The sequence below is a fragment of the Nocardia sp. CA-151230 genome (genome assembly GCF_050942175.1).
Lineage (GTDB): Bacteria > Actinomycetota > Actinomycetes > Mycobacteriales > Mycobacteriaceae > Nocardia.
In genome coordinates this window covers 3,495,190-3,515,097 of record NZ_CP192061.1, presented here as the reverse complement: position 1 = coordinate 3,515,097, position 19,908 = coordinate 3,495,190, and the positions used below count along the sequence as shown (strand labels likewise).

Annotated in this window: 20 protein-coding genes and 1 pseudogene; 6 read left to right on the top strand and 15 right to left on the bottom strand. The window is 66.1% G+C overall.

Annotated features, from left to right (window positions below; translation table 11 throughout):
• Nucleotides 1-337: 337 nt before the first annotated feature.
• Nucleotides 338-838 (bottom strand): hypothetical protein, encoded by a 501-nt coding sequence (locus ACQP1O_RS16265; protein WP_433566613.1) that lies wholly within the window; start codon nt 836-838, stop codon nt 338-340.
• 378 nt (nt 839-1,216) lie between these two features.
• On the opposite strand from ACQP1O_RS16265, the gene ACQP1O_RS16260 reads away from it, so the two are divergent.
• Nucleotides 1,217-1,669, top strand: a complete 453-nt coding sequence (locus ACQP1O_RS16260; RefSeq protein WP_433566612.1) for a hypothetical protein — start codon at nt 1,217-1,219, stop codon at nt 1,667-1,669.
• Nucleotides 1,670-2,252: 583 nt separating this feature from the next.
• Here ACQP1O_RS16260 and ACQP1O_RS16255 read toward each other — a convergent pair.
• The 5 genes and pseudogenes from ACQP1O_RS16255 to ACQP1O_RS16235 form a co-directional block, all read right to left on the bottom strand.
• A pseudogene (locus ACQP1O_RS16255) lies at nt 2,253-2,378 on the bottom strand (MBL fold metallo-hydrolase); the annotation flags it as partial.
• On the bottom strand, nt 2,375-2,899 hold the full coding sequence (locus tag ACQP1O_RS16250; protein WP_433566611.1) for a carboxymuconolactone decarboxylase family protein: 525 nt from the start codon (nt 2,897-2,899) through the stop codon (nt 2,375-2,377). The gene ACQP1O_RS16250 and the pseudogene ACQP1O_RS16255, both read right to left, overlap by 4 nt.
• Nucleotides 2,896-3,420 carry a VOC family protein gene (locus ACQP1O_RS16245; RefSeq protein ID WP_433566610.1) on the bottom strand — a complete coding sequence of 175 codons (525 nt, stop codon included), beginning with the start codon at nt 3,418-3,420 and terminating at the stop codon, nt 2,896-2,898. The genes ACQP1O_RS16250 and ACQP1O_RS16245 overlap by 4 nt, the downstream gene beginning before the upstream one ends.
• 284 nt (nt 3,421-3,704) lie before the next feature.
• Nucleotides 3,705-4,499, bottom strand: coding sequence for an SDR family NAD(P)-dependent oxidoreductase (locus tag ACQP1O_RS16240; protein ID WP_433566609.1), 795 nt, complete (start codon nt 4,497-4,499; stop codon nt 3,705-3,707).
• Between the two features lie 107 nt (nt 4,500-4,606).
• On the bottom strand, nt 4,607-5,368 hold the full coding sequence (locus tag ACQP1O_RS16235; protein ID WP_433566608.1) for an N-acyl homoserine lactonase family protein: 762 nt from the start codon (nt 5,366-5,368) through the stop codon (nt 4,607-4,609).
• A 350-nt stretch (nt 5,369-5,718) separates the two neighbouring features.
• Between ACQP1O_RS16235 and ACQP1O_RS16230 the strand changes: the two genes are divergently transcribed.
• The 3 genes from ACQP1O_RS16230 to ACQP1O_RS16220 all read left to right on the top strand — a co-directional run bounded on the left by ACQP1O_RS16230 (nt 5,719) and on the right by ACQP1O_RS16220 (nt 7,782).
• Nucleotides 5,719-6,378, top strand: a complete 660-nt coding sequence (locus ACQP1O_RS16230) for a TetR/AcrR family transcriptional regulator C-terminal domain-containing protein (protein WP_433566607.1) — start codon at nt 5,719-5,721, stop codon at nt 6,376-6,378.
• Nucleotides 6,379-6,629: 251 nt separating this feature from the next.
• On the top strand, nt 6,630-6,842 hold the full coding sequence (locus tag ACQP1O_RS16225) for a hypothetical protein (protein ID WP_433566606.1): 213 nt from the start codon (nt 6,630-6,632) through the stop codon (nt 6,840-6,842).
• Between the two features lie 175 nt (nt 6,843-7,017).
• Nucleotides 7,018-7,782, top strand: coding sequence for an SDR family oxidoreductase (locus ACQP1O_RS16220; protein ID WP_433566605.1), 765 nt, complete (start codon nt 7,018-7,020; stop codon nt 7,780-7,782).
• Between the two features lie 66 nt (nt 7,783-7,848).
• Here ACQP1O_RS16220 and ACQP1O_RS16215 read toward each other — a convergent pair whose 3' ends face one another.
• Nucleotides 7,849-8,817 (bottom strand): proline-rich domain-containing protein, encoded by a 969-nt coding sequence (locus ACQP1O_RS16215; RefSeq protein WP_433566604.1) that lies wholly within the window; start codon nt 8,815-8,817, stop codon nt 7,849-7,851.
• Nucleotides 8,818-8,905: 88 nt separating this feature from the next.
• Here ACQP1O_RS16215 and ACQP1O_RS16210 point away from each other — a divergent pair, with 88 nt between their 5' ends.
• Nucleotides 8,906-10,030: a lycopene cyclase family protein gene (locus ACQP1O_RS16210; RefSeq protein ID WP_433566603.1), complete on the top strand. Its 1,125-nt coding sequence runs from the start codon at nt 8,906-8,908 to the stop codon at nt 10,028-10,030.
• 384 nt (nt 10,031-10,414) lie between these two features.
• The gene (locus ACQP1O_RS16205; protein ID WP_433566602.1) at nt 10,415-10,705 is read left to right on the top strand and encodes a hypothetical protein; all 291 of its coding nucleotides are present in this window, start codon (nt 10,415-10,417) and stop codon (nt 10,703-10,705) included.
• A gap of 227 nt (nt 10,706-10,932) precedes the next feature.
• Here the strand turns inward: ACQP1O_RS16205 and ACQP1O_RS16200 are convergent, their stop codons facing one another.
• The 8 genes from ACQP1O_RS16200 to ACQP1O_RS16165 form a co-directional block, all read right to left on the bottom strand.
• Nucleotides 10,933-11,730: a hydroxypyruvate isomerase family protein gene (locus ACQP1O_RS16200; protein WP_433566601.1), complete on the bottom strand. Its 798-nt coding sequence runs from the start codon at nt 11,728-11,730 to the stop codon at nt 10,933-10,935.
• The gene (locus ACQP1O_RS16195; protein ID WP_433566600.1) at nt 11,727-12,110 is read right to left on the bottom strand and encodes an allophanate hydrolase-related protein; all 384 of its coding nucleotides are present in this window, start codon (nt 12,108-12,110) and stop codon (nt 11,727-11,729) included. The genes ACQP1O_RS16200 and ACQP1O_RS16195 overlap by 4 nt, the downstream gene beginning before the upstream one ends.
• A 31-nt stretch (nt 12,111-12,141) precedes the next feature.
• Nucleotides 12,142-13,281 (bottom strand): XdhC family protein, encoded by a 1,140-nt coding sequence (locus ACQP1O_RS16190; protein WP_433566599.1) that lies wholly within the window; start codon nt 13,279-13,281, stop codon nt 12,142-12,144.
• 2 nt (nt 13,282-13,283) lie between these two features.
• Nucleotides 13,284-14,720, bottom strand: a complete 1,437-nt coding sequence (locus tag ACQP1O_RS16185) for an NCS2 family permease (RefSeq protein ID WP_433566598.1) — start codon at nt 14,718-14,720, stop codon at nt 13,284-13,286.
• A 135-nt stretch (nt 14,721-14,855) separates the two neighbouring features.
• Complete coding sequence (locus tag ACQP1O_RS16180) at nt 14,856-17,189, bottom strand: xanthine dehydrogenase family protein molybdopterin-binding subunit (protein ID WP_433566597.1); 2,334 nt, start codon at nt 17,187-17,189, stop codon at nt 14,856-14,858.
• Complete coding sequence (locus tag ACQP1O_RS16175; RefSeq protein ID WP_433566596.1) at nt 17,186-18,538, bottom strand: 8-oxoguanine deaminase; 1,353 nt, start codon at nt 18,536-18,538, stop codon at nt 17,186-17,188. The genes ACQP1O_RS16180 and ACQP1O_RS16175 overlap by 4 nt, the downstream gene beginning before the upstream one ends.
• Complete coding sequence (locus tag ACQP1O_RS16170; RefSeq protein WP_433566595.1) at nt 18,535-19,008, bottom strand: (2Fe-2S)-binding protein; 474 nt, start codon at nt 19,006-19,008, stop codon at nt 18,535-18,537. Before ACQP1O_RS16170 ends, ACQP1O_RS16175 begins: the two co-directional genes overlap by 4 nt.
• Nucleotides 19,008-19,880, bottom strand: a complete 873-nt coding sequence (locus ACQP1O_RS16165) for an FAD binding domain-containing protein (protein ID WP_433566594.1) — start codon at nt 19,878-19,880, stop codon at nt 19,008-19,010. The genes ACQP1O_RS16170 and ACQP1O_RS16165 overlap by 1 nt, the downstream gene beginning before the upstream one ends.
• Between the last annotated feature and the right edge of the window lie 28 nt (nt 19,881-19,908).

Below are 19,908 nucleotides of genomic sequence, written 5' to 3'. Positions count from 1 at the left end.
AGAAGAGACCCCGAGAAGAGTGCCGCCCCATTCGGGGTCCTGGAACCTCCTGCCATCAGATCGGTCATGGGATCGGTTATTGGATCGGTCACTTCCACCCCCGTGAAGGTTCACCGCCCGGCCGGGCCGGTTGCGTCCGACATTCTCCCGCAACCGATTCGGAGACATCTGCGACCTTGGGTTCCTGTTCATTCTCGATGCGTGTCACCAGCGCGGCATTCGGGCCGCTGCGGCACAGGATCTCATTGCCGTCCGGCGCGGGTGAGCTGATCGTGGGGCGTGGCGAGGATCCCATGCCGCGCATCAACCGCCCGCACCGTAGAGCGTTCGCGGGGGCTCAGAATCCTGCACTGCCCGAGCCGATGCCTTGGCAGGGCTCGTGTGTCGGTTGCGGGTCGGGCGTGCTTCCCACGGGGGCGGCTTGGATCGTCACGACGAGCTGATTGGAGTTGAAGCCCGTCCTCGCCAGGAGAGTGTGGGTGCCGGTGGCGGTCGGAACCCAGGGCATCGTCGTGAACCTCGGAGCCTCGCCACCCGTGGCGACCAGCTGGGTGCTGCCGATGCACTTGCCGTTGTCGTAGAAGCTGATCGTCGGGGTCTCATACATATTCCACGCGCCCATGACGGCATCGAGGTTGTACGTCGACCCCACGAAATAGGCCTGCGGAGCGCCGCTGATCTTGAAGGTGCCCGCGTCGGCCGAGCCGGTCGACGCGGCGGCGGGATGGATCACTTCCGCCGACACCGCCGGCACAGCCACCACAGTCAAGGCCGCGGCCAGGGTGGAAACTGTTGCCGCCCAGCCGGTTCGGTGCCATGTCCTGGTTGTCACATTCATCGATAACCTCAATCGTATTCGGTCAGGTCGATTGAAATTAGATCCCCGAATCAGTGAAATCGACTTATTTCACAAAAGTGGACTGCCCTGAATTCCAGGGGCATCGACGATCGCCGACCGTGCCGACGGTCAGGCCGGCAGGCTGCGCGAGCGTGCCGCGGCGGGTGAGTCGAAGTCGTTGCCGGCCAGGGAATTCGGCATCTGCCGCGAAACCGCCTACAACTACCTGCGCGCCGACACCGTCACCGGCTGAGCGACGGGCACGCCGCTGGTCGTAATGACCCCGAAAGTAGGGGGATCGGCTCCGCCGCTTCCATCCACACCCCTCTCTACACTCCCCTAATGAACTGAAGCATACTTATTTCACTAGGAGGTGCTGTGGGATCGAAACGGATCCTATTGGCCCTGACGGGTTTCGCCGGAATCGCTGCCGCTTCGGCAGGCGCGCCCGTCGGGTCGGCGGACATCGTGCAGCTGTCGGTCAGCGGTGGCACCGAGGTACCCCGCCTCAATGACTGGAACATCTCGGTCCGGACCACTGATTGCTCGAACCCAGTCTGGTTCCTCGATGACGGCGTGCTGATATCGGACAAGCCTGTCACCCCGAAGGAAACCGGCTACCCGGATTGCAGTACCACCGCACAGAACACGGCGGTAATAGCCTGGCACCCGAAAACCCCTGGTACTCACCATATCGTCGTGCAACAGCGGGATTCCGCGGGAAACGTGACCAGCTCCATGTCGCAGGACTACAACGTCACCGTCATTCCCTGCGCCGTCACCGGCAGCGCCGCCTCCGTACTGTGCCACTTGCCTTCCGGCAGTTCCTAGACATGACCGGCCCGGGGACCGGGCATGTAAGGACGGCGACTACTCCCAAGGTCTCTCAGTCCATCGGCCGGCACACCATCGAGGCCGCGTCACCGGCAGGCCGCACGGGAGACGACGCCGGCGGTCGTGCACGTGCTCGAGTAGCAGAAGTACACCGCTGGTCAGCCATTGACGTTGTTCTTCGCGCAGTCCGGAGCGCTGGCTGCCGATCTGCGTGCGCTGCCCGGGCGCCGTGCGCGGGTGGCCGTGATCAGTCGGGCTGCGCGAGGCGTTCGCGCGGTAGTGGGTGCGGGCGCGTTCGATGGCCGCGACACCCGCATCCCCGATGCCGCGCACCCCCGCAGTTGGTCGTGCGAGAGACCGAGCAGGCCCTCCACCGTGCGGATCCCGCGAGCATCGTGCGCAGCAGATCGGGGCTGGCAGCGGCCAATTGCTCGGACAACGGGGAGTTCGGATCGACAGGCTCGAAAGCGGTCATCGCGTGAGAGTTCCTTCGAGGATCACGCGGTGACCACCCTCATGTCCGGGGTTCGACACTCACCGATCGATCGGCGAGCTGCTACACCACTCCGACGGACACAACCTCGTGCGTGCCGAAACCAGAGTCCACCAAGACCAATCCGGCGTTTGTCTCCAGAGGCAACACGTGACTTACCAGATGCGCACCGGGCGATCGTTCAGTCCCGCAGTTGAGATGGTGCACTTTCACGGCTGCGGTTGCCCATCTTCCGGCATGACGTGAAAAGTGTTGAGAAAGTTGCACACCAGCTGATAGAAGCCCACCGTCAGGACCAGATCTGCCAGCTGAGTGACTGTCAGAACTGACAACGCGGCTGCCCGGCCTGCGTCATCAAGTGTGTGGTTGTTCAGCAGTTGCTCGGTTATCTCCACAACTGCAGTTTCCTCGGCGGTCAGCCCCGTGCGTTCACCCGTTTGCGCCGCGATCAAGGCTGCGTCACTCATGCCCACCGCTTTGCCGATGTTGGTGTGGTGGTGGGTTTCGTAGATCGCTGCGTAGGCGTGGCCCACGCGGAGGATGGCCAATTCCCGCCAGTCAGGCGGTAGCGAATTGTTCACGAAGATATCGCTGGCCATTGTATAGAAAGCGGGCGCAAGACCTGGGCTGTGGGCGACCATCCGATAGACATTCAGCGACGCTCGGCTGGTGATGGCCTCTTGCAATTCTGGTGAAAGCGCATCGAATTCGGGGTATGGAATCGGCGCGGTCATTGGCGGCCTCGAATCGGGTCGGTGCCGTCCCAGGTGGCGGCCGTCTCGCGGATGTAGGCGAACAGCTGCCCTTTGGAGCCGCTGACATCGCTGATCTCGATCACCGTGCCCGGCTCGCGCTCGGTGTCGAAGTAAGCGAATCGACCGTGTTCACCGCCGATACTGCCTTCGTGCAGCACGGTGAACCCAGCAGCCAACGCACGGCCGTAGAGGCCCTGGTAATCCTCTGTCCAATAAGCGATGTGCTGGGCACCCTCGCGTCCGGAGGCGAGGAAGTCCTTGTACGCCGAGGGTGCGTCGTTGCGCGGCTGGATCAACTCCAGCTGAATGTCGCCCGAATTAGCAAGTGCGACACTCATTTTAAGCTCGGAGTCAACGCCGCGATAACGGAAGTAATCCGTTTCGACGTCATCGACGTAGTACCACGGGCCCACGCCGAGATCAATCCAGTGTTGCATGGCTGCGTCGATATCCTTTACCACGTAGCCAATTTGAGTGATCTTACCGAAAATTCGACTCATCTTTCATCCTTTCTGTCGAAGTCTTGCAACGATCAGCGCCTCGACCTCACGGCGACACGCGGCCAGGTCGAGGTCGCCTTCCCGAAGGCCTGCACCGCCACCCCGCGCAGCATCGCGATGATGACGGAGGCCAACGCCACAGTTTCGATGTCGGCTGCAATCTCACCGCGCGACAACGCATTTCGCAGCGGTTCTTCTATCGCGGCACGGAAGTCTCGGTCAGCGGCAAGCATGGCGGGACGGTTATCAGTATCGTTGGGCGCGCCCATCGCGTGCGCCGGAGGTCAGATCAACATTCCCCCGTCGACCGGAATCGTGACTCCCGTGATGAAACGTGCCTCATCCGACGCCAGGAAGAGTGCCGCGTAGCCAATGTCCCAGCCGGTTCCTTCGATACCCAGTGGTGCAGCCGATTTGCGTGCGTCGCGCATCCACTCCGACATCGGCCCGTCAGCCTGGTCTGGCCGCACACCCTGTGCCCAGGCATGCGGGGTGTACACGGCACCGGGCTGGATACAGTTGACCCGTATACCGTCACGTCCGTAGTCCAGCGCCAGCGAACGGGTGAGCGCCTCGACCGCTCCTTTGGTGGAGGCATACGTGGCCAGGCCACCACCCTTGCGTGACGCGACCGAGGAAACGTTGATGATAGAGCCGCCGCCACTGTGCTTCATGGCCGGAATCGCATGCCTACACGAGTACATGGTACCCGTGACATTGATTCGAAATACATTGTCCCACTGCTCGTTCGTCACGTCTGTGATGTGACCCCATGCCTCAATGCCGACGTTGTTGTCGAGAATGTCCAATCGTCCCCACCGGGTGACTGCATCAGCCACCATGGCACGGACCTGTTCCTCGTCGGAGATGTCGGCCTCGAAAACCGCAGCTTGACCACCCTCGTCCTGGATCGCCGACAGCGTCACCTCGGCGGCAGCGCGGCGGTTGTCCACGAGCAGCACCCGCGCTCCCTCCCGTGCGAAAAGGAGAGCGGCCGCTTTGCCGTTGCCCAGGCCGTCCTCCAGCGAGCCGGCCCCGGTGACGATCGCCACCTTGCCTTCCAATCTCTGCCGGGTCATTGCTCTCTGCCTTTCTACTTTGGTTGGATCCGAATGAGTTTGACAATGCTCGGTTGCGTGCCACCGACACCATGAGACATACACCGCACGGCCGGGTACGGCCCTGTTCAGCCGAGCCGCGCGGGGGCTTTCGGTACCGTTTCCCAGAATTCGAGATCATGGCCGTACATGATGGTCGCGCCAGCGCTCTGTAACCTGCGCAACAAACTCAGCGATCGGGTGAATCCATCTGGATCGGTGATGACTCCGGGAAGGGTCATCGTGTCGAGGGTTTCCTTGAGATAACACGCATCACCGCACAGGATGAATTCACCGCGCTCGGTTCGCACGCGTACTGACTGGTGGCCGGGTGTGTGCCCGTAGGTCGGGATAAGCACGACACTGCCGTCGCCGAACAGGTCGTGTTCGCCGTCGACGACCTGGAACGTCTGACCGGTCTCGAAGTCGGTGCTCAAGTAGCCTCGGTATTGGCTGTCTTCGCCTCGGGCGCTGACGATCTCAGGGCGTTGCACGACAACGGTCGCGTTGGAGAGTAGTTCGTTGCCGCCACAATGGTCGAAATGCAGGTGCGAGTTGATGATATAAGTGATCGAGGTCGGATCCACGTCGACCTCGGCCAACCGGGACCCGATATCTTCTCCTGCGCTGTAGTCAAACTCGTGAAGTGAGGCCAGCAGGTCACCGACATATTCACCAGGGTTGTTCTGCGCTTTGATGTTGAGGCCAGTATCGAAGACGGCTCGCCCGCGGGGATGGTCGATGAGATACGACGTGACAGGTACCCGCGTGTATCCGGGGCGGTCGGCCAAAAGCATCAGGGTGGGCAACGTCATGTGTCCAACGGTGAACGCGTACAGCTTGACGGTCATCAGATCTCCTCATGCATAACAGCCACAGAACAACGGCGCCGACGGGTGCACACCGGCTGGCGGCGCGCCTGGCGATCCGGGTCGGTGCGCTATCAACGGCCACACCCGTGTGCAAGGCGTCCGTCGGATAGTGCTGGTTCGTGGGCTGCCGCCGGTCTTCCGTGCGCTCACGTTAAACCTACGTAGTAGGTTTAATCAATATCTACGGAGTAGAATTTTTCGGAGATGGGAGGATGCGGAGCATGGACGTTGAAAGCCACCACGCGGCACGGGGGACCGACCACCACTCTGGAACCGGACCACGTCCGGATACCCCCGCACGTCGCGGCAGGCCCCGCCGCGGTGAGGCCGTGCTTTCCGAGGAGCGCATCCTTTCGGTCGCGACGTCGCTACTGGAAGATGTTGGCGCCGAACAACTGACGATGCGTCGCATCGCGGTAGAACTCGGCGTGGACCCGATGAGCATCTACAACTACGTGGACAACAAAGAAGCGCTCCTGAACGGACTGGCACGTCAGTTCTTGGAGAAACTGGACATCGTTGAACCCAGTGGCGACCTACGTGCCGACATACTGGCGCAGGCGAACGCTTTTCGTCGTGCCGCCGCGCAGCGGCCCCGGACCGTCACCTTGCTGATGACTCGGGAACTGGGCTCGATCGCCGGACTGTCCACCCAGGATGCCGCACTAGGCGTGCTACGGGATGCTGGTTTGTCGGCAGAGCAGGCAGTCCGCGGGTTCCGCACCATCTTCGCGTTTCTGGTCGGGACCGTGTTGCGTGAGGCTTCAGTGGGCCCGACCTTCAGCGGACAAAACCTCGGCGGGCTCCATAACCGCCGCGCCGAACTCAAAGCAGCCGGACTCCCCCACACCGCTGAAGCCGTCGACGAATTGGCGGTCTGTGATCACAACGCCGAGTTCGATTTCGGGATGGGCCTGATCATCCGCGGTTTGGAGGATCTGGTCAGGGAGAATCACTCCAGACCTGCCAAGGACCGGCGTCCGTCCTGACGCGGCGGGAGTGTCGAAAACGATTGGTGTTCAACGACTCCTGTCGCCCCTTCCTCATACGGTCCGGGCATCGCAGAGACAGCCTCGACCGCACGGCCCCGACTCGTTCCCGACGGTGATGCCTCGATCCGATCAGCGGAGGAGTCACCCACTCCCACCCCCGAGGGACGCGCTCTCACAACACAATTCGATCAAGTCATGGCGCATCCAGGTTCCGCAGGGGTTGTATAGACTCCCACACCCGTCTGCAGGTGAGCGCGCATTGGTTGCGTTACACCACGCTCACGTTCGTCGAGCGCGAATTCGGCTACGCCGTCTCACGCGCCTACGCCGGCCACTTGGAGCCCACCTACGGAGACGGCGCCACCTACACCTACGTTCGCGCCTCGCTCTCCGAAATCGCCGAGGCGCTGACCGCGGTGACGGGCATGCCCCATCCCCTGGCCCGGACGACACGGCCCTGACCGTTGCGGCGAGTGGATCTCGGGATGCGATCCTGCCTGTCGGTCCCGCCCCGACCATGTGACTGCACCGACTTGGTTCTTCCGTGTGACTGCACCACCGGCATACGGTGATCGCATGACCGCTAAACCACCGCGAGATCGCTCATACGAGGGGACTGAAGTAACGTGCCCTCACATGAGTGATGACTTGTCGGGTAAGAGCGCGCTGGTCACCGGGGCCAGCCGGGGTATCGGGTTCGCGGTGGCTGCGGAGCTGCTCAGGCGAGGCGCCAATGTGGTGATTTCGGCTCGGAAGCCGGAGCCGCTGGAGGAGGCGGCGGAGCGGCTGCGCGGGCTGGGGCATCCGGGGAAGGTGGTCGCGGTCGCCGGTAATTCGGGCGATGCGGCGGCTCGGGCCGAGCAGGTCGCCACCGCGGTGGCGCAGTTCGGGTCGCTGGATGTGCTGATCAACAACACCGGGATCAATCCGGTGTACGGGGCGCTGATGGATGCCGATCTGGATGCCGTGCGCAAGATCTTCGATGTGAATGTCGTTGCGGCGCTGGGGTATGTGCAGGAGGCGTACCGGGCGTGGATGGGTGAGCACGGGGGCGCGGTGGTGAATGTGGCCAGCGTCGCGGGGCTGCGGTCCACCGGCGTGATCGCCGCGTACGGGGCGTCCAAGGCCGCGCTCATCCGGCTCACCGAGGAGCTGTCGTGGCAGCTGGGTCCGAAGATCCGGGTGAACGCGGTGGCGCCGGGCGTGATCAAGACCAAGTTCGCGGACGCGCTGTACTCGGCCGACGAGGAGGCCGCGGCGGGCATCTATCCGATGAAGCGGCTGGGGTCGCCGGAGGACGTGGCGGCGTTGATCGGATTCCTGGCCTCCGACGAGTCGTCGTGGATCACCGGCACGACCGTGCGGGTCGACGGCGGCCTGCTGGCCACCGGCGGCATCTGAGCTCGGACGCACCGAAAACTCGCGCCCGGCACCAGGAATGGGTGCCGGGCGCGAGTTGCGAAGTGCTCAGCGGAAGGCCAGCGCACCCAGGGTGTCGCTGTGGCGGTACTTCACGTACTTCTCGACCGTGGCCTCGTCGACGGCCGCGGTGGCGGTGCCGACGGTGATGACCAGGAACTTGCCCTGGTCGCCGTCCTGCCATTTACCGGTTTCGAAGTTCTTGATGTAGCTGCCGTCGGGGAGCACCACATCCTTGTCGTCGAACTGGCCGTCTGCGCTGGAGGCCTTGCCGGCGTCGGACATGGTGAGCACCAGCTGCGTCAGCATCAGTGCGCCGTTCTCGGTCTTCCACGCCATCTCCGAGGCGCGGGTGCACCCGAGGCCGGTCAGCGCGCCCGACTCCTCGATCGGGGCGCAGGAGTCGTAGTCGCGGCCGGACACATAGGTGGCCTGCAGCGCGACGTCGCCCAGTTTGAAGTTCCAGTCCTTGCCGTATTCGGTGTAGCTGAAGCGGCTGCCGCCGGGCGCGGACTTGGAGGTGGTGGGCGCACTGCGGGTGGTGGCCGGGGCGCTGGTGGCGAACGATGTGGTGGTCGTCGTCGTGGCGTCGGCCTGCGAGGAGTCGTCCTTCTCGGAGACCAGGACGATCGCGCCGACGGCGACCGCGAGCGCGACGATCGCGCCCAGCACCACGCCGATGATCAAGCCGGTGTTCGACTTCGGCGGCTGGGGCGGCGGGAAGCCCGGCTGCTGTGGGAAGCCCGGGTTCTGCTGGAAGCCCGGCTGCTGCGCGTAGCCCGCGTCCTGCGGATACCCCGGTTGCTGCGGATATCCCTGCTGCCCAATCCAATTCGTCTGCGTCGGCTGCCAGCCCGCCGGATCGGCCGGCTGCTGTCCCGGCCAGCCGGGCTGCGGCGCCTGCTGCTGGCTGCCGGTCTGCTGAGCGGGGTGGTCCCACCACGCCGGATCCGGATCCTGCGGCGGCTGCCCGTGCACGGTGGGGTCGCCGCCGAATCCGGCGGGTGGATACGTCATCTGCTCACCTTTCGTGGCCTGCCCGAGCCCTCCCCGGCCCGGCATCATTCCCGAAGCGTAGGCGGGCGACCCGGCATGATCCAATCACGTGGTGACCGACGATCTCCTCATCTGCGGTGCGGGCCCGGCGGGGCGAGCCCTCGCCCACCGCGCGCTCGCGCACGGACTCTCGGTCACGATCGTCGATCCGCACCCGCGGCGGCGGTGGACGGCCACCTATGCGGCCTGGGCCGATGAGCTGCCGCCGTGGGTCGCCCCGGAGGCGGTGGGGGCGACGGTCGACCGCCCGATCGTGTGGGCGCAGCACCGCATCGAGCTGGATCGCCGCTACGTCGTCTTTGATACAGCGCGCCTACAGGATTCGCTGGACCTCCCGGGGGCGCGGCTGCTGCAGGACAGCGTGACCGAGATCGTGCCCGCGGCCCGCCACCGGCACGACGGACTGGATCTGCCGTCGGTGCGGCTCGCGTCGGGTTCGGTGCTGGCGGCCGGTCGCGTCATCGACGCGCGCGGGGTGGCCCGCTCCCCCGGACTGGCCGAGCAGACGGCATTCGGGGTGATCGTGGACCGGGCCCGTCTGCCGGAGCCGGAGACGTATTTCATGGACTGGCGTGCGGACAACGGCGCGGAACCCGATGCGCCCCGGTCGTTTCTGTACGCGGTGCCACTGGACGATGAGCGGGTCCTCCTGGAGGAGACGTGCCTGGCCGGGCTCCCGGCGCTGGATCAGCGGACGTTGCACGACCGGCTGACGCACCGATTGCGTTCCCGGGGAATCACTCTCACCGGCACCGAACCGGTCGAACGCGTCCGGTTCCCCGTGCACGGCGGCCGGCCGAACGCCCGCACGTTCGGCGCCGCGGGCGCTTTCACGCATCCGGCGACGGGATACAGCGTCGCGACCTCCCTGCGGATGGCCGATGCCGTCGTCGCGGGGGAATCCCTGTGGCAGGGTCGGGCGCGAGCGGTGCACCTGTTGCGCCGGGCCGGATTACGCGCCCTGCTGGCGCTGCCGCCCGCCGACCTGCCGCTGTTCTTCGACGCCTTCTTCTCACTGCCCCTCGAGTCCCAGCGCGCCTACCTCTCCGGCCGCGACGACCTGCGCGGCACCGCCGCCGCCATGATGTCGCTGTTCGCGGCAGTCCCCTGGCGACTACGGTGCACACTCGCCACCGCAGTGGCCCTACCGCGACGCGGCACCCCCGACGCCTGACGCAGCACCCCCGACGCCTGACGCAGCACCCCCGACGCCTGACGCAGCACCCCCGACGCCTCCGGAGCCGCGCCCGTTTCCGCTGAGGATCCCGCGTAGCGTAGCGCGTCAACGGTTATCAGTAGCGGGTTCGGAATTTATGTACCCCAATTCTCCCGAATTGCCGGTCCGCAGCGGTCGCTAATGGTCTGCTGGTGGGGTCGCAATCCCGAATATGGGGAGGTTCCAACGATGTTCGACCTTCCACTATCCAGTCACAGTGTGCTGTCGAGAATGACTGTTTCCGATGCGCACGCCGAGTGCCTGATCCCGATCTGCCCGATCGAATTGCAGGCCAGGACATTGCTATTCGATGAATTGCACCGCAGAACGAAGGGGTGGGACGTGGACGACCATAGTGACATCGAGATTCGAGCGCTGCGGGATGTGATCGAGGCGATCGAGGATCGGCTGCGGCGTTTCGAGGCGAAGGACGGTGTCGTGCTCGCGGAGCGGTCCGAGCTGTACGCCACGGTCATCTACGCGATCATCGCCAGTGCGCGCGCCTCCGGCCACTATGGCGCGGGAAGCCTGGCGCGAGCGCCACTTCTGGACGAGATCCTCATGGGTGCCGAGCCGGAGCCCTGGGAGACAGCGATGTACGCCGTGGTCATCGATCGGGCGTTGACGCAGTGAAGCGCGGGAGCCGCCGACCCCTCATCGGTCAGCGGCTCCCGGGCCGTGAAGCGGAGCGGTCGAGCCCTGCTCGCTCAGCGCGGTCTCCACCGTGTCCTCCGGCGTACCCGGCCGCGTCCGACTCACCGGTAGCTGCACGGTGAACCGCTCCACCACCCAGCCGGGCGGCAGCGCCGACGCACGGTGCCCCCGCGGTGTCCACGGTCCCGGCCCCCTCAGCACGACGCTCACTCGATCCAGCTCCAATCACGGTCGGGGTCCTGGTATTCCAGCCCGATCCAGCCGTCGTATCCGGCGGCGTCGAGGGCGGCGAAGAGAGCCTCGAAATCGAGGGTTCCGGTGCCGGGCCGGCTGCGCGCGGGCGCGTCCGCGATCTGCACGTGCCCGATCCGGGGTGTGTACTCGGCGATCACGCCGAACAGATCCGCACCCATGCGCGCGAGATGGTAGAGGTCGCAGAGGAACCGGAGATTGGGTTCGCCGACCGCATCGATCACCTGTACGGCGCGCGTAGCCGAAACGATCGGATAGTCCGGCGACTCAATGGAATTCAGTGCCTCGAGCACCACCTGCGCCTCGATGCCCGCAGCGGCGCGCGCGGCCAGTCGCAGGTTCTCCAGCGCCAGCTCGTCCTGCACCGCCGGATCCACACCGGGAATCCGGTTCCCGTACAGGGCATTCAACGACCGGCATCCGAGCCGCTCGGCGATCCCGACGGTGACGTCGATATTGTCCCGGAATTCGGCCTCCCGCCCGGGCACGGACACCAGTCCCCGCCCAGCGGGCACCAGGTCGATGAAGTTCAACCCGACCAGCTGCACCCCGGCGTCGGACACCGCGGAGACGAACGCGTCGACCGCCTTGTCCCCGGGCACCGGGTTCTCGCCGAAGGGCCACCAGAACTCGACCGCGTCGAACCCGGCCGCTTTCGCCGCCGCCGGACGCTCCAGCAGCGGCAGATCGGTGAACAGGATCGAGCAGTGCACGTCGAATTTCCGCAGAGCACCGTCGGCGGTGTACTTCATCGGGTCGTTTCCTCCCTGTAGGTGTGCCAGCTACCGAAATCGGTGATGTCGATGAGCTGCGGGTAGGAAATGATCGGGCGGCGCAACAGCATGGACAGCACCGAGCGGTTGTCGTCCAAGGCAATCACACCCAGTTCCAGCTCCGGCGGCTCGGCCGGGAGCAGGCGAGTGCGCAGCACCTCCATCGGCACCTCGAACAGCTCGCCCGCGATGGGCGCGCCGCCGTAGGCCACCGGATGCAGGCCGGGGAAGCGGTCGCCGACCGAGTAGAACCGGTAGTGCGGCGCGGTCCTGACCTCCCCGGCGCAGGGCGCGCCCTCGAGCAGGTGGTTCAGGGGTCCGCCGCGCATGGCACCCCCGTTCAGGAAGATCAAAGGCATGGCCGTGGCTCCTTTTCGGTCGACAGCGGACTCAAGCGGTGAGCCGCAGGGCGTCGGGCGAGTCCGGGACGGTCACCTCCGGCACCGCGATCGCATCGCGATGGATCGGTCCGCCGTAGGTGCCCAGAGGCATCCCGGTGCCCCCACGGCGGACCGCCACGATCTCGGCGGCGATGGAGACCGCTGTCTCCTGCGGAGTGCGCCCGCCGAGATCGAGTCCGATGGGCGACTTCAACCGCGCCAGTTCGGCATTCGTCATCCCGACCGCACGAAGCCGCTGGAGACGGTCCTCGTGCGTCCGCCGGGATCCCATCGCACCCACGAACGCCACCGGCAGGCGAAGCGCCACCTCCAGTAGCGGCACGTCGAATTTGGCGTCGTGAGTGAGCACACACAGCACGGTCCGGGCATCCACCCGGGTCCGCGCCAGATACTTGTTCGGCCATTCCACGACCACCTCATCGGCGTCGGGGAAGCGGGCGCGGGTGGCGAAAACCTCCCGCGCGTCGCAGACGGTGACGTGATAGCCGAGGAACTTGCCGATTCCGGCGACCGCGGCCGCGAAGTCGATCGCCCCGAAGACGATCATCCGCGGCGGCGGCACATGGGATTCCACGAAGACCGTGACCTCGGCAGCGGGCTGTCCATCGGGCAGGGCGTCGCCGCACCCGATGGTGCGCACCGCGGTCGTGCCGGCGTCGAGCATGGCCCGGGCTTCGGCCACCACCCGTTCGTCGAATTCGGCTCCGGAGGTCCACCAGGTGCCCAGCGCCATGACGGCGCCGCTGTCGAGGTCGCGGACCATGGCCACGGCCTCCCCCTCAGCTCGCAGGACCTTCTCCACCGCATCGCGATTGGACTCGGTCACCGACTGGACGAACACCTGAATCGTTCCGCCACAGGTCAATCCGACCGCGAAGGCGTCGGTATCGCTGTAGCCGAAGGTCTCCCGGAGCGGTTCTCCCGTGCGCAGCGACTCGCGACACAACTCGTAGACCGCACCCTCGACACAGCCGCCGGAAATGCTCCCGATGACAGTGCCGTCGGCATCCACGGCCAGGGCCGCGCCGATCGGACGGGGCGCGGAGCCACCGATCCCGATAATGGAGGCCACGGCGTAATCCTTGCCCGCCGCATGCCATTCCAAGAGTTGTGCCGCGATGTCGCGCATGACTAGCCTCCCAGGGCCAATTCGATGCCGTTGATACCGAAATAGGCGACGAAGACGACGCTCACCACGGCCACCAGCCAATGGATTTCGCGGTATTTACCGCGCGCGAGCTTGATCACCGTGTAGGCGATCAGACCCGCACCGACACCGTTCGTGATCGAGTAGGTGAACGGCATGAGCACGATCGTGATGAAGGCCGGCACGGCGACCTCGAGATCGTTCCAGTCGATCTTGCGGGCCTGCGTCATCATGAGCGCGCCGACCAGCACCAGGGCGGGAGCGGCGGCCTGAATCGGCACCACGGCCGCGATCGGGGTGAAGAAGATGGCGGCACAGAACAATCCGCCGGAGATCACGCTGGCCAGACCGGTACGGGCGCCCTCACCGACACCCGTCGCCGACTCGACGTACACCGTGGATCCCGCGCCGCCGGACAGGCCGCCGACGATCTGGGCGACACCGTCGGTGGTGAGGATCTTGCCCATGCCGGGCACCTGACCCTTCTCGTCCACCAGGCCCGCCTCGTCACAGACGCCGAAAACCGTTCCCATGGCGTCGAAGAAGCCGGTCAGCACCAGGGTGAACAGCACCACGGTGGCGGTCACCGCACCCGCGGTGGCGAACCCGCCGAACAGGTCGATGTGGCCGAGCAGACCGAAATCCGGTGAGGCGAACAGCGATTTCGGCTTCTCGGGCACGACGGTGCCCCACGCCTTCGGGTCGATGGTCGCCATGGCGTTGACGATGATCGCGAGCACGGTCGAGATGGCGATGCTGATCAGGATCGCGCCCGGCACCTTGCGGATGAACAGGGCGAGCATGAGCAGCAGCCCGACCGCGAAGATCACCGTGGGCCACCCGGCCAGGTGACCGTCCGCGCCGAGCGTTACCGGTGGTCCGCCGGGCGCACCGTGGCCCACGACCCCGGAGGAGACCAGGCCGATCATGGCGATGAACATGCCGATGCCGACGCCGATGGCGTTCTTCATGGCCAGCGGAATGGCGTTGATGATCATCGTCCGCAGGCCGGTGGCGGCCAGGATGACGATGACGATGCCCATCAGCACCACCAGGCCCATGGCCTGCGGCCAGGTCATGTGGGGTGCGGCCTGATAGGCGACGACGGGGACCAGGCCGAGGCCGGCGGCCAATGCGAGGGGCACATTGCCGACCACGCCCATGAGGATCGTGGTCAGGCCGGCGGAGAAGGCGGTCGTGGTGGTCAGCTGAGCGATACTGAGTTTGTCCCCGTGCGCGTCGGTGACGCCGCCGAGAATTAGCGGGACCAGCAATATGACATACGCCATAGCGACGAATGTGGTGATGCCGCCACGGATTTCACGCGATATGGTGGTCTTGCGCTCCGATAGCCTGAAGAACTTTTCGAGCGCAGAACCCCGCGTTTCCGGGGTGGTGATCGGTGACTGAGTCTGGGTCATGGCTGCCCTCCTATGGGCGTAGCCGACCAGCGGCCCGGGGTGCTGGGGTATCCCGGGCCGCGGATTCGGTGATGCTTTGTTGTGGGGTCCCTATCGCGCTCCACCATTTCGAGAAGCGCGATCTGCCCCTGTTGATCAACTGTTCCGGATGATGTCTTCCGGACGCACGGGCACGCGGTTGATGTTTCCGGTGCCGCCCCGCTTGCGGCAGGCATCGCGAATCGCTGCGGCGATCGCAGGCGTGGAGGAGAGAGTGGGCGGTTCACCCGCGCCGCGCAGGCCGTAGGGGGCGTGCGGGTCCGGGTTCTCCAGGATCTCCAGCTTCTGCGGGGGTGTATCGAGAATGGTGGGAATCAGATAGTCCGTGAAGGACGGGTTCCGCACCTTGCCGTTGGTGACCTGAATTTCCTCCATAACCGCCAGACCCAGGCCCTGAATGGAGCCGCCGTGGATCTGGCCTTCCAGCGAAAGCCGGTTCATGATCTTGCCAACGTCCTGAACGGCGTCCAGGGCAACGACTTTGACCAGTCCGAGTTCGGTGTCGACATCCACCACGGCCCGGTGCACGCAGACCGCGAGCTGGGTGTGGCTGGAGCCCTGACCGGTCACCTTGTCCATACCGGTGGTCGGCTGGTGGTGGTATTCACGGGTCAGATCGATGATGTCGTCGCCGAGCACATCTTCGACGGTCGCGACCACTTCACCGTTGTTCTTCACAACCTTGCCGCCCTCGAGCCGCATGAAGCCGTGCACGTCGAACTTCTTGCGCGCCAGCACGAACAGCTCGTCGGCCACCGCGCGGCAGGCGGTCATCACCGCACCGCCGGTCATGTACGACTGACGCGACGCGGACGAGGAACCCGAGCTGCCGACATTGTTGTCGGAGGGGTGGCTGACGACCCGCTCGATGGCGAGCTCGGTGCGCGCGATCTGCGCCTCGAGGGTGATCAGGCCCTGGCCGACCTCCGCGCCGGCGGTGTGCACCAGCGCGACCGGCTCGCCGCCGATCACTTCCAGGCGCACCCGGGCGGTCGAGTAGTCGTCGAAACCCTCGGAGAAGCAGATGTTCTTGATGCCGACGCCGTAGCCGACACCGCGATACACGCCCTCGCCGTGGGTGGTCTGCGACGCACCGCCGGGCAGGTTGCGAATGTCGGAGGTGTCCATGGACTCCGGCAGTTCCATGTCGCGCAGGCTGTCCAGCATCTCCTTCAGCGGGGTCGGCGCGTGCACGACCTGGCCGGTGGCCAGCGTGGAGCCCTGGGAGACGGCATTGACCTGACGGACCGTGACCGGATCCATGTCGAGGGCCTCGGCGAGCTTGTCCATCATGGACTCGTGGGCGAAACACGCCTGCACGACGCCGAATCCGCGCATGGCGCCGCAGACCGGGTTGTTGGTGTAGACACCGTAGGCGTCGATCTCCAGGTGCGGGACCTCGTAGGGACCCAGCGCCAGCGAGGCGGCGTTGCCGATCACGTTCTGGGTGGCCGAGGTGTACGCGCCGCCGTCGAGAACGATGAGAACCTTGGCGTAGGTGATCTTTCCGGTCGCGGTGGCGCCGAATTCGTAGCGCATCTTCGCCGGGTGGCGATGCACGTGCCCGAAGAACGACTCCTCGCGGTTGTACATCATCTTGATCGGCTTGCCGGTGCGCATGGCCAGCATGCCGGCGTGGATCTGCATGGACAGGTCCTCGCGGCCGCCGAACGCGCCGCCGACGCCGGACATGGTCATGCGGATCCGGTCCTCGTCCAGGCCCAGGCACGGGCCGATCTGGGTGAGGTCCCAGTGCAGCCACTGCGTCGCGACATAGAAGTCGAGCGAGCCGTCCTCGTTCGGGATGACCATGCCGGACTCCGGGCCCAGGAAGGCCTGGTCCTGCATGCCGACCTCGAACTCCTCGCAGACCACGACAGTGGCGAGGGCCTTGCCGATCTCGATGTCACCGGAGCGCACCGGCTGGTAGCGCGCGATGCCGCCGCGCGACTGCACGGCCAGCCCGACCGGATCCTCGACCACATCCATCGGGTCCGTGATCGGTTCCAGCACTTCGTATTCCACCTCGATGGCGGCGACGGCGCGCCGGGCGATCTCGGGGTGGTCGGCGGCGACCAGGGCGATGGCCTCGCCGTGATGGCGCACCTCGTCGAAGGCCAGCACCGGCTGGTCCCAGGTGTGGTCGAGGCCGTAGACCTTGCGGCCCGGCACGTCCTCGTGGGTGAGCACGGCGTGCACGCCGGTCATGGCGAGGGCCTTGCTGGTGTCGACGCTGAGGAGTTTGGCGCGGGCGTGCGGGCTGCGCAGGGTCGCGCCCCACAGCATGCCGTCCATCCACAGGTCGGAGGAGTAGGCGAATTCGCCCTTCACCTTGAGGGTGCCGTCCGGGCGGAGCGGGCTCTCGCCGATCCCGCCCTTGCCCGGGACCGCCACATCCGTGGGGAACCGAGTGGTGCGTGTGATGGTCATCGGTTCTCCTGCTTCATGATTCGCTTGCGCGCGGCGACGCCGGCCCGGCCGACCGCGTCGTGCGGCATGGTCTTGAGCTCGTCGTTCTCCACGACGGTGTTGCCGCCCACCAGCAGGCGCGCCAGCGGCGGCTGCGGGCCGAACACCAGCGAGCACACCGGGTCCTCGATGGCGGCACGGAAGCCGTCCACCTTCCAGACCGCGATATCGGCGAGCTTGCCGACCTCGAGGGAACCGATCTCGTTCTGCCGGCCCAGGTTCCGGGCGCCACCCAGGGTGCCGACCTCGAGGGCCTGCCGCGCGGTCATGGCGCGGGGGCCGTGCACGGCGCGCTGGAACAGCATGGCCTGCCGCATCTCCCCCGCCATGGAGGTGAGCTCGGAGGAGGCCGCGCCGTCCACGCCGAGGCCGACGGGCGCACCGGCGGCGAGCAGGTCCATCACTCGCGCGATGCCCGCGCCCAGACGGGCATTGGAGGTCGGGCAGTGCGCGGAACCGGTTCCGGTCTTCGCGAACGCCGCGATGTCCTTGTCGTGCAAGTGCACCGCGTGGGCGAACCACACGTCGTCGCCGAGCCAGCCCAGCTTCTCCATGTATTCGACCGGGGTGCAACCCATCTGCTCGATGCAGTGCTCTTCCTCGTCGAGGGTCTCGGCGAGGTGGGTGTGCAGGCGCACGCCGTGCTGACGGGCCAGCGCCGCCGAATCGACCATCAGGCCCTCGGACACCGAGAACGGCGAGCAGGGGGCGACGGCCACGCGCAGCATGGAGTCGAAGGACGGGTCGTGGTACGTGCGGATGATCTGCTCGGTGTTGAGGAGGATCTCTTCGCGGTTCTCGACCACCTCGTCCGGCGGCAGGCCACCGTGCGACTGACCGCGGTCCATGGACCCGCGGCACGGGTGGAAGCGGATGCCCAGCTCGCGGGCGGCACGCACCTCGGCCTCGAACAGATCGCCACGGCCCTTGGGGAATACGTAGTGGTGATCGGTGGAGGTGGTGGTGCCGGTCAGCGCGAGCCAGCCCAGACCGGCGGACGCCGCACCGTAGACGATCTCGGCGTCCATGGTGGCCCACAGGCGGTACAGGCCGGTCAGCCACTCGAACAGGGTGGCGTCCTGGAACAGGCCCTGGGTGGCCCACTGGTAGAGGTGGTGGTGGGTATTCACCAGGCCCGGGGTCACCAGGCAGCCGGTGCCGGAGAGGCGTTCAGCACCCACCACCATCGGCGCAGGTCCTGCACCGAGAGCTTCGATCCGGCCGTCGTCGCCGACGATCAGATGGCCATTCGGGATCTCGGCACCGACGACCGGTGCGATATAAGCGTTTTCGATGACGAGCCGACTCACTGGGCCGCACCCTTCCGCTCGGCCGCCAGACGAACGGCATCCAGAATCTTCTCGTAACCCGTACAGCGGCACAGGTTTCCGGCGAGCGCCTCACGGATCTCGACGTCCGAGGGGTTCGGCACCCGATCGATCAGGTCGTGCGCCTGCACGATCAGACCCGGTGTGCAGAAACCACACTGGACCGCGCCGGCCTCCACGAAGGCCTGCTGCATGGGGTCCAGCCTGTCGCCGTCGGCCAGGCCCTCGACGGTGCGGACCGAGCGGCCCTCCACCTGGCCCGCGGCCACCAGGCACGAGCAGACCGGGGTGCCGTCCAGATAGACGGTGCAGGAACCACATTCGCCCTGCTCGCAGGCGTTCTTGGCGCCGGGGAGGCCGACCCGCTCACGCAGCAGGTAGAGCAGGCTCTCGCCTTCCCAGACGTCGTCGGCGGTTTCCTGGGATCCGTTGACGGTGACGTTGATACGCATCAGGCCGCCCTCCTCTCCGCGGTGTAGTCGTTCCACGCCCAGCCGAGGGTCCGGCGGGCCATCACCGACAGCGCGTGCCGGCGGTAGTCGGCGGTGCCGCGCACATCGTCGATGGGCTTGGCCGCGGCGCCGACCAGACGGCCGAATTCGCGGGCCAGCTCGTCGTTCAGCGCGCCGCCGTTGTCCCAGTCCAGGTTGACGGCCAGGAAGTCCTGCGCCTCCACCGGACGGATCGGGGTCGGACCGGCCGAGCCGATGCCCGCGCCGACGGTGCACGAATCCGCGTGCAGCGCAATGGAGAACGAGCACACCGCGATCACCATGGCGTTGCGGGTGCCGACCTTCGAGAAGTACTGCGGGCCGGCGGCGGGCTTCAGCCACACGGCACGAATGAGCTCGTCCGGCTCGAGCGCGTTCTTCTTGACCCAGACGTAGAAGTCGTCGATGTCGATCATGCGGGTGCCGCGGGCGGCCGACTCGACCTCGACCACGGCATTGCCGGCCAGCAGGGCCGGGTGGGCGTCACCGGCGGGCGAGGCGCCGCCCAGATTGCCGCCGACGGTGCCGCGATTGCGGATCTGCGGAGAACCCACAGTGCGCGACGCCTGGGCCAGACCGGGCAGACGGTCCTGATACCGGTTGATGATCTTCACGAACGGGACGCCGGAGCCCAGCCGGATCCGGCCGTCCTGCTGCTCGTCCACGGTGAAGACCTCACGGCACGGGTTCAGGTCCAGAATGGCGGCCGGACGGTGGCGGTCGAAGTTCAGCTCGACCATCACGTCGGTGCCGCCCTGAATCGGAACCGCCTCGGAGCGTTCGGCTTTCAGCTGGAGCGCTTCGGCCCAGCTTCCCGGTTGTAGGAAATCCATTGCAATCCTCTAGATATCGGTTCGACGC